We start from the raw sequence: 15,523 nt of genomic DNA, 5'->3' as shown, positions 1-15,523 counted from the left end.
CACGGCCGCCCGAAGCGGCCGGCACGCCCCCGGTAGGGGGTTGGCGAAGCGACACGAAGTGCGCGCAGCCTGGGGGTGAGCCAGGTTCATCATGCGTGACCCGCGTCCGGGGAAAGCTTCCAGGCCTCCAGACCGAGCAGCAGCAAGGCCTTGTCGTAGCGCTGCTCCACGGGCGTGTCGAAGATCACGGCCGGGTCGGCGCCCACGGTGAGCCAGCTGTTTTCGGCCAGTTCCGACTCCAGCTGGCCCTCGCCCCAGGCCGAATAGCCCAGCGAGACCAGCACCTTGCGCGGGCCGGCGCCGGTGGCCAGGGCCTCCAGCACATCCTTGGAGGTGGTCATCTCGAGCCCGCCGGGAATGGTCATGGTCGAGGCGTAGACCGATTCCTCGGGCTTCTCGGCCTGCGTGAAGACCGGCTCGTGCAGCACGAAGCCGCGTTCGGTCTGCACCGGGCCGCCCTGGAAGACGGGGGCTTCGCCCAGTTCGGGGCGGGCCAGGTGGAGCTCGATTTTCTCGAACAGCACCTTGAGGTTGATGTCGCTGGGTTTGTTGATCACGAGGCCGAGCGCTCCGCGCTCGCTGTGTTCGCAGAGGTACACGACGCTGCGGTTGAAAGTTTTGTCTTCCATCCCGGGCATCGCTATCAGAAAGTGATGCGTGAGGTTCATCGGGGCAGAATCGGCGGCCATATGCCCCCGATTTTACTGGCCGTAGACAAGACCTATCCCAAAGGGCTCATGTGGTTCCGCCGGGACCTCCGGGTGGACGACAACGCGGCCCTGTATCGCGCGCTGCGGGCCTGCCGCCAGGTGGTCTGCGCCTTCGTGTTCGACAAGGCCATCCTCGACGCCCTGCCCTCGGTCGACCGCCGGGTGGAATTCATCCGCGAATCGCTGGTGGAGCTCGAAGCCGAGCTGCGCACACTGGGCGGCGGGCTGGTCGTGCGGCATGCCGCGGCGGTGCAGGAGATTCCGGCGCTGGCGCGCGAGCTCGGCGTGCAGGCGGTGTTCGCCAACCGCGACGACGAGCCCGACGCGCTGGAGCGCGACGCCCGGGTGTTCGGGGCGCTGGCCAACGCGGGCGTGGCCTTCCACACCTACAAGGACTCGACCGTCTTCGACCGCGACGAGATCCTGACCCAGACCGGCCAGCCCTACACCGTGTTCACGCCCTACAAGCGGGCCTGGCTGGCGAAGGTCGATTCGTTCTTCCTGAAGCCGTACCCGGTGCGCAGCCACGCCGACGCGCTGGCGCCCTCGCCCCAGGCCTACGGAGAGCCGGTGCCCGCGCTACGGGAGATCGGCTTCGAGAAAAGCAACCTCTCGGCGCTGGAGATTCCCACCGGCACGCGCGGCGCGGGCCTGCTGCTCGAGGACTTCTTCGAGCGCATCGACCGCTACGCCGAGGCGCGCGACTTCCCGGCGGTGCGCGGGCCCAGTTACATGGGCGTGCACCTGCGCTTCGGCACGGTGTCGATCCGGCAGCTGGCGAGCCTGGCGCACCAGCTCTCGCTGCAGGGCAATGCCGGGGCGGCGGTCTGGCTGAGCGAGCTGATCTGGCGCGAGTTCTACTTCCAGATCCTGGCGCACTTTCCGCACGTGCACGCGGGCGGCGAGTCGAAGAGCTTCCGGCCCGAGTACGACCGGATCCAGTGGCACCACGGCAAGCACGCCGACCAGCTGTTCGACGCCTGGTGCGAAGGCCGCACCGGCTATCCGCTGGTGGACGCCGCCATGCTGCAGATCAACCAGAGCGGCTACATGCACAACCGCCTGCGCATGGTGGTGGCCAGCTTCCTGTGCAAGGACCTGGGGCTGGACTGGCGGCGCGGCGAGGCCTACTTCGCGCTGCACCTGAACGACTTCGAGCTGGCCTCGAACAACGGCGGCTGGCAGTGGGCCAGCTCCAGCGGCTGCGACGCGCAGCCCTACTTCCGCATCTTCAACCCGGTGACGCAAAGCGAGCGCTTCGACCGCGAGGGCAAGTTCATCCGCCGCTACCTGCCGCAGCTCGCGGGGCTGTCGAACGCGGCGATCCATGCGCCGTGGCTGGCCTCGCCGGTGGAGCTGGAGGCGGCGGGCATTACGCTCGGCGAGACGTACCCGAAGCCGGTGGTGGACCACGCCGAGGCGCGCGAGAAGACGCTGCAGCGCTACGCGGCGGCGCGGGCCAAGGTGCTGCAGAAGCCATGAGAAAGGGGCCCGAAGGCCCCTGTTCTCTGGTCGCCGCCGGGAGCGCCCCGGCCAGCATCAAGCGGCAGCAGCCAGCGTCGATTCGCTCGTGTACGCACGCACCAGGCGCAGCAGTTCCTCTTCCGAGTACGGCTTGCCGAGGTAGTGGTTCACGCCCAGCGTGCGCGCGTATTCGCGGTGCTTCTCGGCGATGCGCGAAGTGATCATGATGATCGGCAGGCCGGCCATCGAATCGTCGGCGCGGATGTTGCGGGCCAGGTCGAAGCCGTCCATGCGCGGCATCTCGATGTCCGACAGCACCACCGCCGGGCGCTCCTGCTGCAGCCGTTCGAGCGCCTGCAGGCCATCGGCCGCGAGCGACACGCGATAGCCTTCGCGCTGCAGCAGGCGCTGCGTGACGCGGCGCACGGTGATGGAGTCGTCCACCACCAGCACCAGCGGGACCTGCGGTGCCACCGGAGCCAGCGTCGGCAGCGGCTGCTGCGGCGCGCCGTGTTCGGCCGCGGCGCCGTGCGCCGGCGCCGCCAGCGCGGCGGCCTGGCGCTCGCGCGCCTGTTCGCCATGCACCGAGGCCAGCGCCACCGGGTTGTAGATCAGCGCCACCGCCCCCGACGCCAGCACCGAGATGCCGGCCAGGCCGGGCAGCCGCGCGAGCTGCGGGCCGAGGTTCTTCACCACGACTTCCTGGTTGCCCAGCACTTCGTCCACGTGCAGGGCCACGCGCTGTGCCGCGCTTCGCACGACCACGATCGTGTTGTTCCTGGCCACCGCGTGTTCGCTGCGGGTCGAGGCCTGCAGCAGCGCACCGGCCCAGTAGAACGGCACCTGCTCGCTGCCGAACGGATGGCTGTTGTGCAGGTAGGCCGCCTCGAGGTCGGTGCCGCCCACGCGCTGCACCAGCTCCACCAGGTTCGACGGCACGCCGATCGACACTTCGCCTGCGCGCAGCATCACCACGTGCGTCACGGCGGTGGTCAGCGGCAGCACCAGCTTGAAGGTGGTGCCCTGGCCGGGGTTGCTGTGCGTTTCGATGCGGCCGCCGAGCGCCGCGATCTGCGCGCGCACCACGTCCATGCCGATGCCGCGGCCGGCCAGTTCGGAGACCTGCCCCGCCGTCGAGAAACCAGGCTTGAAGATCAGCTCGGTGGCTTCCTCGGCCGACAGCTCCTTGTCGTGTTCGAGCAGGCCGAGGGCGCGGGCGCGCTCTGCGATGCGCTTGTTGTCGAGGCCGGCGCCGTCGTCGCGGAAGCTCACCGAGACGTCGTTGCCTTCGTGGTGCAGGTCGATGACGATCAGGCCGCTGGCGTCCTTGCCGGCCTTCTCGCGCACCGCCGCACTCTCGATGCCGTGCGCCACGCAGTTGCGCAGCAGGTGCTCGAAGGCGGGCGTCATGCGGTCAAGCACGCCGCGGTCCATTTCGATGGAGCCGCCGACGATGTCCAGGCGCACCTGCTTGCCGGTGTCCTTCGAGGCCTGGCGCACCACGCGGTAGAGGCGGTCGGAGATGCCCTCGAACTCCACCATTCGCGTGCGCAGCAGGCCGCGCTGCAGTTCGCGCGTCTGGCGCGCCTGCACGCTGAGATCGTCTTCCGTGGCCTGCACCGTCTTCTGCAGCGTGCGCTGCACGGTGGCCACGTCGTTCACCGACTCGGCCATCATGCGCGTGAGTTCCTGCACGCGGGTGAAGCGGTCGAACTCGAGCGGGTCGAAGCTCTGCTGCGAGTCCTTGGCCTGCGCCAGTCGGGACTGCATCTGGCTTTCGGCCTGCACCTCGATGTCGCGCAGTTGCTGGCGCAGGCGGTCCAGGTTGCCCGTCAGGTCGGACAGCGAGCCGCGCAGCTGGCCCAGCTCGGCCTCCAGGCGCGAACGCGTGATGATGACCTCGCCGGTCTGCGCGACCAGGCGGTCGAGCAGCTGGGTGCGGATGCGCACGGCCTGGCCCGTTGCGGCGCGCAGCGGCGTGAGCAGCGCGGGCGCGGGGCGCGGCTGCAGCGTCGCGGGGACGCCAGGCTGGTCTTCGAGGCTCGCCACGGGAGCGGCGATTTCGTCGTTCGCGGGCACGCCGGCTTCGGCCGCAACCTGCGGCGGCGGGGCGGCAGGCGCGGTCGCAGTGGCCGCGGCCACGATCTGGGCCAGCTCGACCTGCGTGGCGTCGTCGGCCGCGCGCAATGCGTCGAAGGTGGCCTGCAGGGTGTCGAGGCGCGCCAGCAGCTTTTCGATGTCGGCGCGTGCCGCTCCCTGGGAGCCCAGGATTTCGATCTCGGACTCCATGCGGTGCGCGCGCTCGCCCAGGCGCATGGCGCCGGCCAGCCGTGCGCTGCCCTTGAGCGTGTGCAGCGTGCGCAGCACCGAGGCGCGCGGGGCCCCATCGTCTGGGTGATGCGCCCACTGGCGCAGCGCCTCGCCGAGCTGCGGCAGCAGTTCGGCCGCCTCTTCCTCGAAGATCGGGAACAGGTCGACGTCGACCGCGTCGGCCAGGTCGATGGCGTCTTCGGAATCGTCCAGCGCCACGTCGGCGACGGATTCGGCAACCACCACCTGATGCAGCGGCCGGGCCTCGGCACGCATGGCGAGTTCGGTCGGCATCGGCGAATTGGCGATGTCGCGCAGCGCCTGCAGCGTGCCTTCGGCCGGGTCGCGCAGGAAGCCGACGGCGAACTGGTGCAGCAGGCGGCGCAGCTCGTCGGCCGCGGCCACCAGCACCATGCCCTGCTCCCGCGTGCCGCTGCCCAGCATCTGCAGGTGCTGCAGCGCGGCTTCGAGCAGGCGGGCCATGCCCGACAGGCTGTGGAAGCCGACCGTGGCCGAGCTGCCGGCCAGCGAGTGGGCCAGCGCAACGGTCGAGTCGGGCAGGCGTTCGTGCGATTCGAGCGCCCATTCGCCGACGTCGGTGGCGAGCTGGCGCGACCATTCATCGGCCTCGTTGAGGTAGACGTTGTAGAGCTGGATGCCGATGCGCAGCGGGCCGATGACCTTGACCTGGTCTTCGGCGCTCGCAGCCGCGGCTGCGATGTCTTCCGCGGCTTCTTCCTGCGGTTCGGCCGACACGACAGGCGTGGCTGCCGCGGCAACGGGCTCGGGCGCTTCGTCGGCGACCAGGATCTGGGCTTCGGCAGGCGCCACCGGCGCCTCGAAGATGGGCGCGATCACCTCGGCAACCGCCGGGGCGGGCAGTTCGGGTTCAGGTTCCGGTTCGGCGACCGATTGCAGCTCGGGCTCGGCGACCGGTTCTTCCTCATGCGGCGGCAGCGCCGCGGCTTCGATGACTTCCGGCTCGGCGGCAGCCCGCACGGGCAGCGGCGCGGGTTCCCAATCGAGATCGGGCAGGCCGGCGGTGGTCGGCACGGTGGCTTCGACCGCTTCGACGACTTCGATCACGGGCTCGGCTTCCGCCAGCTTCGGCTCGGTGGCCACGGGCGTCTTCGCGGGCGAGAGGAAATCGAACTCCTCGCCGCTCGGCAGGGCTGTCAGCGCCGCGGGCTCGGTGGTCTGCTTCGACTCGAAGTCGATGAAATCGGTCGACGCGAAATCGTCGTCGGTCTCGGGCGCGGCGGGCGCGGCGGGCGCAGTGGGCTCCTGCCACGCCACGGTTTCGAGCGGCGCTTCGGGCGCCGCAGCGGGTGCGGGCGCAGGTACTTCCGGGGCCAGCGACAGATCGGGCAGATCCGGCAGCTGCAGCGGCGGCAGCTCCGCCGCCACCGGCGCCGGAACCTCGAGAAGGGGGGCGGGCGCGGTCACAGGCTCTTCGGCTGCGATGTGGCGCGCGGCGACCGCCAGGGCCTCGGCGTCGGCCATGCGCACCGGCGGGGGCACGGGCTCGCCAGCCAGCAGCGCGTTGGCCACGCGGCTGAACTGCGTGGACTGCCAGCCGTGCGCAGAACCCGAAGCGATGGCTTCGACCCATTGGCCGAATTCCTTCAGCGTGCGCTCGGTGCCCGACAGCAGTTCCGGCGTGGCGGGGCGCTGGTCGGCCAGCCAGGTGTTGAGCACCTGTTCGAGCGACCAGGCGGCATCGCCGAAGTCGGTGAGGCCGACCATGCGCGAGCTGCCCTTGAGCGTGTGGAAGGCGCGCCGCAGGATCGTGAGTTCTTCGGTGTCGTCCGGGTAGCCGGCGAGTTCTGCGATGGCGGCCAGGCCGTTCTCCACCACTTCGCGGGCTTCGTCGAGGAAGATGTTCTGCAGGTCGTCTTCTTCGAGCTCGGTGACTTCGGTGTCGGGCAGCGCGCTCGGGCCGGTGATCTTGTTCGTCCAGCTGTCGGCCTTGTTGCTGAATTCCTCGATCGGCGAGACCTTGGCCTTGCGGTTGGGCGTGGCCAGTGCGGCGAGCTTCGAGGCGATCTGGGCGTCGACTTCCTCGATGCTGAGCACGGCTACGGCGGCCGGAGCCTGGCTCGGGGCGGCGGCGTCGGCCGTGCTGTCGGTGGCCTGGCGGCCCATCAGCGGCTTGAGTTCGCCGGCATCGGCGTCGAACACGAACAGGCGCTTGGCCAGCGCGGGCTGGTAGCCCAGCATGTCGATCAGGAAGCCGAGCGCGCCGAGGTTGTTGCCCAGCGCGTCGAAGCCGGCCATTTCCTCGGCCGGCGAGGTGCTGACGAGCATCGCCTCGACGTCGTCGCGCATGCGCTGCACGGTGAGCGCGGCCTGGTCGAGGCCGAGCACGGAGAACACGCCGCGCATCTGCAGGAGCTGCGTCGGGACGGTGCGCAGCAGGCCTTTTTCGGCCGGGCGGCGGAAATACTGGTCGAGCGATTTCTCGAGCTCGCTCAGGTGGCTGCGCAGCTCGTCGACCACGGTGCCCATGGTCTGGCGGTCGCTCACGCGGCGGTAGAGGTCTTCCATCCACGGCTCGAGCGGCTCGGAATGGCCGCCCGCGCGCACGCGTTCGATGCGCCCCGCCAGCTGCAGCGTGCGGGCCGTGAGCTGCGGATCGCTCGGGTCGAGGTCTTCGAGCGCGGCTTCCAGGTACAGCACCGAGGTGGCGACTTCCATCGCGAGTTCGGTACCGGGCGCCTGGCCTGTGCGCACGGAGGCTTCGACCGCGTGGGTCAGGGCCAGCACCATCGGCAGGCTCGGCGGATGCAGCTTCTGCAGCGATTCGCCGAGCTGCGCGAAGGTGTCGGCCACCTGGCGCGTGCGGGTGATGTCGCCGCCCGAGAGCGCCGACCACATTTCCTTTGCGGTCTCGATGCGCTTGCGGGCTTGTTGCAGCACCAGCGGATCGAAGCGGCCGAACTGCTCGACGGTGTAGTCGACGCGCGGCTCGCTGGCGATGCCCCAGGCGTTGCGCACGGTGCGCAGCGTGGCGGCGTCGTCGCTGCCGGTGGGCACGGCCTGAGCGCAGAAGAACAGCAGGTCCTGGCCGAGGCGGTCGGACACCAGGCTGTCGCCGCGCGCGAGGGTGGCGTATTGCAGCAGCACGCGCGAGGCGGCGCGCTTGACGTAGGCGTCGGGCGCGATCAGGCCGGTGGCCAGAGCTTCGAAGAAGCCGGCGGCCAGGGTCCAGAAGCTGGCGACGCGGGGCAGCAGCGCGCCGCGTCCGAGCCCCAGGCACAGCGCATGCAGCCGGCGCGCGGCGTGCACGTCGCCGGTCTTGACCAGCTGCAGCACTTCACGGTCGAGCCGCGAGCGCACGGCCGGGTCGTAAGCCACGGCGGCCTGCGTGAGGGCAGGCTTGATCTCGACCCAGCGCCACGCGGTGCTCCACAGGTCGGCGGGGTGCACGCGCTCGTTGCCGACCAGTTCCAGCACGTCGCGGTACTGGGGAAACAGCGCCACCGACGACACGGGCTTGCCAGCCAGCAAGGCGTTCAGGAAGTCGACGACGGCGAAGCCGGCACGCTCGATCTTGAGCACTGCGGCGTCGGTGCAGCGCTGCGGTTCGGCAATGAAGCCCTGTACCGCGAACTCGATGGCGCCAAGCACCAGAGCGGGCGAGGAATGCCCCACCATCTGAAGGGCGCCAACGGCCTGGTGCAGTTGCTGGCGGGCCATCTGCAGCGGGCCGCTCTCGGGCTCGGCCGCAGCAGCGTCCACGTCGCGCACGAAGCGCCGCAGCGACTTGCCTACACCGTCAAGGGATTTCTGGATTTCTCCCAGCACCCAGGCCAGCGGCCCGAGGTCTTCGGTGGCCGGCATGTTGCCGGCGGGGGGGGCCGTGGCAGGGGTTTGAATCGACACGTTGGGTGCTCGCCGTTCTTATCTATCGGGGTCAGGCAATCTTGAAACGGGCCACCGAACGGCGCAGTTCTTCGGCCATCTGCGACAGCTCGCGCACCTGCTGGGCGGTGGTGCGCGTGCCTTCGCCGGTCTGTTCCGTCACGGCAAAAATGTGCTGGATGTTCGCGGCCACCACGTTGGCCGAATCGGCTTCGCGGGAGGCGGATTGCGAAATCTGCTCAATGAGGTCGGCAAGACGGCGCGACACGCGGTCGATCTCGGACAGCGCGGTACCCGCGTTGTCGGACAGCTTGGCCCCTTCGACCACACCCTGCGTGGAACGCTCCATGGCGCCCACCGCATCCTGCGTGTCGGTCTGAATCGCCTTCACCAGCGCCGAGATCTGGCGCGTGGCGTCTGCGGAGCGTTCGGCCAGTCGCTGAACTTCTTCCGCCACCACCGAGAAGCCTCGGCCGGCTTCACCGGCGGATGCGGCCTGGATGGCAGCGTTCAGCGCCAGCACGTTCGTCTGTTCGGTAATGTCCGAGATCAGCTCGGTGATTTCGCCAATCTCCTGCGACGACTCGCCCAGGCGCTTGATCCGCTTGGAGGTTTCCTGGATCTGGTCGCGGATGGAATTCATACCGCCGATGGCATTCTGCACGGCCTGCAGGCCCGAGGATGCGGCTTGCAGCGACTGGCGCGCCACCGTGGCGGACTCTTGCGCCTGCGTGGACACGCCGTTGATTCGCTCGGCCATGGTCAGCACCGACTGGCCGGTTTCGCGAATTTCGCGCAGCTGTTCGGTCGAGGCGGCCAGCAGTTCGGTCGAGGTGCTTTCCACCTGCGACGTCGTCTGCGCCACGCGGGTCGCCGTGTTCTGCACGTTGCCCACCAGCAAGCGCAGTTCTTCCACCGTGTAGTTCACCGAGTCGGCGATGGCGCCGGTGATGTCCTCGGTCACGGTGGCTTCCTGCGTCAGGTCGCCTTCGGCCACTGTCTGCAGTTCGTTCATCAGGCGAAGAATGGCGGCCTGGTTGGCGTTGTTGATGCGGCCCACCTCTTCGGAGGACTGCTCGGCGGCCAGGCGTTCGCGCTCGGCGTTGGCGGCGCGTTCGCGGCCTTCGCGCACCTGCACGAAACCGATGGCACCGGCGAGGGCCAGGGCGGCCAGCGACAGCACGAACAGCAGCACGATCGTTCCGGCGCCGAGGCCGGTGCGTGCGGAGAGCTTGTCCTGCAGGTCGCCGAGCGATTTACGCAGCGGCTCGCTGTCGGTCAGGATCGAAGCCTGCGCTTCGCGTGCCGCCACCAGGCCCTGCAGGTTGCCCAGAATCGCGGAAGCCTGCGTGCGCATCTGCTCGTAGGTCTTCAGGATGGCTTCGAGCTGCTGGCGCGTCTGCGGGTCTTTCGAGCCGGGGAAGCGCTGCTGTGCATTGCCGTCGAGCAGGCCGCGGGTGGTTTCCTGGAAGGTGTTCAGGTCCTTGCCGAGCAGGAACACGGCGTCGGGGTTCACACCCTCGACCGTGAAGAACTCGTTGGTCGACTTGCCGATGCGCTGCGTCAGCATCACCAGCTGGCCGGCGGCCGAGATCTCGGGCAGCGTGGCGTTCTGCTGCATCTTCAGCGACGCGACGGTTTCCGTCATTTCGAGCAGCGTGGACGACTGCTGGTTGATGTCGCGCAAGGCGGCTCCCACCTGCGTCAGGATCTGGCGCTGGGCCAGCACGGCCTTGGCGCTGGCATCGGCACGGGTGACGAGGGGATTGATCTTGTTCATCTCCTCGTCGTACTGGTTGCCCACTCGCTCCAGGTGCAACGAGTCGTCGCCGTTGGTCAGACCCGCGACGCGGCGCGAGAGGTCGTCGGCGCTGTCCTTCACTTCGACGAACGCCGAGGCGCTGCCGACGAGGGCCTGCGAGATCGACTTGGCAAGGCGCTGCGACTGCATCAGCGACTGGCCGGTGGCAGCCACCTGCTGCGCCAGGCGGTCCGCGCGAAGAATGGCGGAACCGGCCACCAGCAACAGCAACAGCACCGCGACCGCCAGCATGATGGCCAGGATACGCTGCTGCCGCGCCGGATTGGAGCCCGCGCGGCCGTCGATGGTGTCGGGCACCGCTTCGGCAACCGCAGCGCCCGGCTCGTTGGCGGCGTCGCCGCCGCCGCCCGGCAGGTCGAGGTCGCTGAAGCCGGTGTCCGCGGGCGCGGCCCCCTTCTTGGCGATACGCACGGTTTTCTCGTCCGGGACCTGGACGGTGTCTACGTCGTCGATAGACAACGTGGAACCGGAGCCATCGACGCGGGCCTTGTCGTTCCCGTTGGTCACGGGCAGTAATTTCTTGAACTTGTCGGCGATCGAGCTCACGGTCGGTCCTTCAGATAGTTTCCGGTACGGCGTGCGGGGGCACTACGCACCAATGCTCAAAAACTGGGGTTGCTGGGAAAGCGCCTGCAGGTTGACTTCCTGCCAGCGCTCTCCCGCCGCGTCGGTAAACAGATGCCCATGCCAGGCAGGTGCTTCTGCGCCAGGAGGTTCGGAGGCCGTGAAGGCCTCCGCACCCCGCAACCCCGCCAGTCGATCGACCAGCAAAGCGCAGTTGACTTCGAGCAGCTCGTTGAAAGCAACGAGCCGCGACTGGATGCGGGCCGCCTCGGTGGCGGCCAGCGCGCCCGGAACGCCGGTGGCGAATGCCGACAGCTGCACGACGCCATAGAGGCCGCCGCGCAGGTTGGCAACGCCGAGGAACCACGCCTGCGTGTAGGGCACAGGCTGTGGCGGCGTCCAGGGAAAGATTTCGCCGGCGTGTCCCAGCGGGAAGAGGTATTTGCCCTCGCCCGCCTCGACCGCCAGCCACGTGGCGGCCACGCCCGTCGTGCGAGCCGCCTGCAGGCGGCTCGCCAGCCGGGACTGGAAGGCTCTCAGAGCGTCGCGATTCGCCATGGGCTCAGCAGACTTCCGCTCAGGCCAACGCGCTGATCTTGGACATCAGGTCGGTCGCGTTGACCGGCTTCACGATGTAGTCGCGTGCGCCCTGGCGCATGCCCCAGACGCGATCGGTTTCCTGGTTCTTGCTGGTGCACAGGATGATCGGGATGGCTGCGTACTTCGGGTCGCGGGCGATGGCGCGCGTGAGCTGGAAGCCGTTCTGGCCGGGCATCACGACGTCCATGAGGATCAGGTCGGGCTGCTCTTCCTCCAGGCGGCGCATCGCGTCGTCGGCGTTTTCGGCCGTCTTGACGGCAAAGCCGTTCTTCTGGAGGAGGTCGGTCAGGAACATCAGTTCCGTCTTGGAGTCGTCGACGACGAGGATTTTTCGAATGGGCATTACTGCGCTTCCTGTTGAACGATGCCAAACTGCTGCACGGCCTGCAGCAGCTGGTCTTTGGTGAAAGGCTTGGTCAGGTAGTCTTGCGAACCGACCATGCGGCCGCGGGCCTTGTCGAATACACCGTCTTTCGAGGACAGCATGACGACCGGAACGTTGGAGAAATTGGCGTTGCGCTTGATGATGGCGCAGGTCTGGTAGCCGTCGAGCCGCGGCATCAGGATGTCGCAGAAAATCAGATGCGGCTTGTGGTCATTGACCTTCGAGAGCGCGTCGAAGCCGTCCTCCGCGAGAAGAACCTCATGCCCACCCTGCTTCAAAAAAATCTCGGCACTGCGCCGGATGGTGTTGCTGTCGTCGATGACAAGCACCTTGTAACCTGATCCATTCGGGCCCATTGCAAATGCTCCTGCTCATGAGACTTGGAAGCCCGCCGCGCCGAACACCGACGCAGACCGCGTAGCTCTATCTATGCCATGCTTTCAGATTTCAACCATTTCGAAGTCTTCCTTGCGCGCACCGCACTCAGGACAGGTCCAGTTCATCGGCACATCGGCCCAGGCCGTGCCTGCCGCGATGCCGTCTTCCGGTACACCCACTGCTTCGTCATAGATCCACCCACAAATCAGGCACATCCAAGTTTTCGTATTCATCGGAGCTTAAAGTCCTTGTTCATTAAATGCAACGAGTGTATCTATGCGTATCTCACTGACGGACGGTAAACGTCGCGCCTATGCCACCATCCAGGGGATTCCGCCCGGCTTATGACCATCTACTTACATTCCGCAGACAACACCCGCAAACCGGGCGATCTTAACGACCCCTCGCAGGACGACGAATCGGTCGCCGAACACGACCTGAATCCCCCCTGCGTGCTGGTGTTCAATGCCAGCGATCCCAGCGGGGCGGGCGGACTGGGCGCCGACGCCCTCGCCATGGCGTCGGTGGGCGCACACATCCTGCCCGTTGTCACAGGGGCCTACGCCAGGGACACGGCCGAGATTTTCGACCACTTTCCCTTCGATGAAGAGGCCATCGCCGAGCAGGCGCGCGCCATCCTGGAGGACGTGGAAGTCCAGCTGATCAAGGTGGGCTTTGCCGGCACCACCGAGGCCCTGAGCACCATCGCCGAGACCGCCGCCGACTATCCCGAGGTGCCCGTGGTGGCCTACATGCCCAACCTTTCGTGGTGGGACGAGAACCTGATCGAGCCTTATCTGGACGCTTTTCGGGAACTTGTTTTGCCGCAAACCACAGTGTTGGTAGGAAACCACAGTACGCTGTGGCGCTGGCTGCTTCCGGACTGGAACGGGGAGCGTCCGCCCACTGCGCGCGACATTGCCAAGGCCGCCGGCGAGTTCGGCGTGCCCTATACGCTCGTGACCGGCCTGATGCTGCCCGAGCAGTTCATCGACAACGTGCTGGCCTCCCCGCAGTCGGTGCTCGCCAGCGAAAAATACGAGCGGCTCGAGGCCGTCTTCGCCGGCGCCGGCGACACCCTGTCGGCCGCGCTGGCCGCCCTGCTCGCCAGCGGCACCGACCTCGTGGCCGCAACCAGCGAAGCGCTGGCCTACATGGACCGATGCCTCGACGCGGGCTTCCGCCCCGGCATGGGCCATGTGCTGCCCGACCGCCTGTTCTGGGCCGAGCCCGAGGACGACGATGACGATGAAGACCCGGGCGCCGAACCGGACTTCGCCCTCCCACCCCACGACACCCGGCACTGACATGTTGCTCGCCCCCAGGCAGCCCGCACTTCGTGTCGGTTCGCCTACCCCCTACCGGGGGCGTGCCGGCCGCTTCGGGCGGCCGTGCGCGGCGGCCCTCCACTGAATAACCACCCACTTGCCTCCGATGCCCAACACTGACCGCAACAACACCCTCTTCGAGCGCGCCCGCGCCGTGATCCCCGGAGGCGTGAACTCGCCCGTGCGCGCCTTCAAGGCCGTGGGCGGCACGCCCCGCTTCATCCAGCGCGCGCATGGCGCCTATTTCTGGGACGCCAACGACAAGCGCTACATCGACTACATCGGCTCCTGGGGTCCGATGATCCTGGGCCACGGCCACCCCGCCGTGGTCGAGGCGGTGCAGAAGGCCGTGCTCGAAGGCTTCTCGTACGGCGCGCCGACCGAGCGCGAGATCGAGCTGGCCGAAGCCATCCTCGCGCTGGTGCCGTCGATGGAAATGGTGCGGCTCGTGAGCTCGGGCACCGAGGCCGCCATGAGCGCGCTGCGCCTCGCGCGCGGCGCCACCGGCCGCAAGAGCATCGTCAAGTTCGAAGGCTGCTACCACGGCCATGCCGATGCACTGCTGGTGAAGGCCGGCTCCGGCCTCGCCACCTTCGGCAACCCGACCTCCGCCGGCGTGCCGCCCGAGGTGGTGCAGCACACCATCGTGCTCGAGTACAACAACCTGCAGCAGCTGGAAGAAGCCTTCTCGCTGCACGGCAACGACATCGCCTGCCTGATGATCGAGGCCATCGCAGGCAACATGAACTTCGTGCGCGCGACACCCGAGTTCGCCCGGCGCTGCCGCGAGCTGTGCACCCAGCACGGCGCACTGCTGATATTCGATGAAGTGATGACCGGCTTCCGCGTGGGCCTGCACGGCGCACAGGGCGTGCTCGGCATCAAGCCCGACCTCACGGTGCTCGGCAAGGTCATCGGCGGCGGCATGCCGCTCGCGGCCTTCGGCGGTCCGCGCGCGATCATGGAGCAGCTCGCGCCGCTGGGCCCGGTCTACCAGGCAGGCACGCTGTCGGGCAATCCGGTGGCCACGGCCTGCGGCCTTGCAACGCTGAAGGAGATCGCCAGGCCCGGCTTCTATGAAGCGCTCGGCAAGAAGACACGCTCGCTGGTCGACGGCCTGAAGGCCGCAGCCGCGGCCGAAGGCCAGCCCTTCAATGCCGACAGCGAAGGCGGCATGTTCGGCTTCTTCCTCATGAAGGACCTGCCGCAAAACTATGCCACCGTGATGACCACCGACAACGCCAAATTCAATGCGCTGTTCCACGGCCTGCTCGACCGCGGCGTGTACATCGCGCCGGCACTCTACGAAGCGGGCTTCGTGAGCGCGGCCCACACCGACGACGACATCGCCGCCACCGTCGAGGCCGCGCAGGACATCTTCAGGAAGCGCTGAGGCCGCGCGAATCGCGGCGCGGTGTCACGAATTTCGTGATTGCGCCGGGTATATTGCGCCGGCACTTGGCGAAGGCGGCTTCACGGGTTGCGGCACCAGGGATTCCAAGAAAAGTGCGCCTGCCATCGAAGCGGCCCTGCACGTACAGACACCGAAGACGTTCCGGCCCATGATCCCCTTGCGCACGCTGCCGATGCTGGCGGCCCTTCTTCTTCCGGCACTCGCGTGCGCACAGGACGCCTTCGAGCCGAAGAACATCTGGGTCAACCCCGGCTTCTACTCGGCACACTTCGACCGCAGCAAGGGGCTGGAGAACGTCAACCAGGGCCTCGGCGTCGAGTACCCGCTGAACGACACGTACCGCATCACGGCGGGCACCTTCCACAACAGCGACCGCAGGCAATCGAACTACCTCGGACTGTACGTGCTGCCCTTCGAGTTCTACGGCGTGAAGTTCGGCGCCGTGGTCGGCGGCTTCGACGGCTACCCCAACTACCGCAACAGCAACTGGTTCCCGGCCATCCTTCCGGTGGCCGCCATCGAAGGCAGGCACTGGGGCTTGAACATCGCCTACGTGCCGACGATCAAGAACCGGCTGTACGGCGCGCTCACCTTGCAGCTGAAATACCGGTTCGGGGAATGAGCTCGCCCCCAGGCTGCGCGCACTTCGTGTCGCTTCGCCACCCCCCTACCGGGGGCAACACC

At 67.9% G+C, this 15,523-nt stretch carries 11 protein-coding genes; 4 read left to right on the top strand and 7 right to left on the bottom strand.

Annotated elements, in window-relative coordinates; translation table 11 throughout:
* Positions 1 to 89: 89 nt before the first annotated feature.
* Positions 90 to 689, bottom strand: coding sequence for a YqgE/AlgH family protein (locus PMI12_RS25705; protein ID WP_007838420.1), 600 nt, complete (start codon positions 687 to 689; stop codon positions 90 to 92).
* Here PMI12_RS25705 and PMI12_RS25700 point away from each other — a divergent pair, their 5' ends adjacent.
* Positions 690 to 2,192, top strand: coding sequence for a cryptochrome/photolyase family protein (locus PMI12_RS25700; protein ID WP_007838419.1), 1,503 nt, complete (start codon positions 690 to 692; stop codon positions 2,190 to 2,192).
* A 57-nt stretch (positions 2,193 to 2,249) separates the two neighbouring features.
* On the opposite strand, the gene PMI12_RS25695 is transcribed toward PMI12_RS25700, so the two are convergent.
* The 6 genes from PMI12_RS25695 to PMI12_RS25670 form a co-directional block, all read right to left on the bottom strand.
* Entirely contained in the window at positions 2,250 to 8,369 is a 6,120-nt protein-coding gene (locus PMI12_RS25695; protein ID WP_007838417.1) for an Hpt domain-containing protein, read from the bottom strand.
* Positions 8,370 to 8,400: 31 nt separating this feature from the next.
* Positions 8,401 to 10,716, bottom strand: a complete 2,316-nt coding sequence (locus PMI12_RS25690) for a methyl-accepting chemotaxis protein (protein WP_007838406.1) — start codon at positions 10,714 to 10,716, stop codon at positions 8,401 to 8,403.
* A gap of 42 nt (positions 10,717 to 10,758) precedes the next feature.
* Positions 10,759 to 11,292 carry a chemotaxis protein CheW gene (locus PMI12_RS25685; protein WP_007838404.1) on the bottom strand — a complete coding sequence of 178 codons (534 nt, stop codon included), beginning with the start codon at positions 11,290 to 11,292 and terminating at the stop codon, positions 10,759 to 10,761.
* A 19-nt stretch (positions 11,293 to 11,311) separates the two neighbouring features.
* Positions 11,312 to 11,677, bottom strand: a complete 366-nt coding sequence (locus PMI12_RS25680) for a response regulator (RefSeq protein ID WP_007838401.1) — start codon at positions 11,675 to 11,677, stop codon at positions 11,312 to 11,314.
* A complete protein-coding gene (locus PMI12_RS25675) occupies positions 11,677 to 12,075 on the bottom strand; it encodes a response regulator (RefSeq protein WP_007838399.1) in 399 nt (132 codons plus the stop codon). Before PMI12_RS25675 ends, PMI12_RS25680 begins: the two co-directional genes overlap by 1 nt.
* 84 nt (positions 12,076 to 12,159) lie before the next feature.
* Positions 12,160 to 12,330 (bottom strand): rubredoxin, encoded by a 171-nt coding sequence (locus PMI12_RS25670; protein ID WP_007838397.1) that lies wholly within the window; start codon positions 12,328 to 12,330, stop codon positions 12,160 to 12,162.
* 111 nt (positions 12,331 to 12,441) lie between these two features.
* On the opposite strand from PMI12_RS25670, the gene thiD reads away from it, so the two are divergent.
* The 3 genes from thiD (at position 12,442) to PMI12_RS25655 (ending at position 15,461) form a co-directional block, all read left to right on the top strand.
* The gene (gene thiD, locus PMI12_RS25665) at positions 12,442 to 13,404 is read left to right on the top strand and encodes a bifunctional hydroxymethylpyrimidine kinase/phosphomethylpyrimidine kinase (RefSeq protein ID WP_007838396.1); all 963 of its coding nucleotides are present in this window, start codon (positions 12,442 to 12,444) and stop codon (positions 13,402 to 13,404) included.
* A gap of 127 nt (positions 13,405 to 13,531) precedes the next feature.
* On the top strand, positions 13,532 to 14,818 hold the full coding sequence (hemL, locus tag PMI12_RS25660) for a glutamate-1-semialdehyde 2,1-aminomutase (RefSeq protein ID WP_007838394.1): 1,287 nt from the start codon (positions 13,532 to 13,534) through the stop codon (positions 14,816 to 14,818).
* A 169-nt stretch (positions 14,819 to 14,987) separates the two neighbouring features.
* Positions 14,988 to 15,461: a hypothetical protein gene (locus tag PMI12_RS25655; protein ID WP_007838392.1), complete on the top strand. Its 474-nt coding sequence runs from the start codon at positions 14,988 to 14,990 to the stop codon at positions 15,459 to 15,461.
* The last annotated feature ends 62 nt before the right edge of the window (positions 15,462 to 15,523 follow it).

This window comes from Variovorax sp. CF313 (assembly GCF_000282635.1).
Classification (GTDB): domain Bacteria; phylum Pseudomonadota; class Gammaproteobacteria; order Burkholderiales; family Burkholderiaceae_C; genus Variovorax.
Note: the sequence above shows the minus strand (reverse complement) of the source record. Positions and strands in the feature narration are given on the sequence as shown.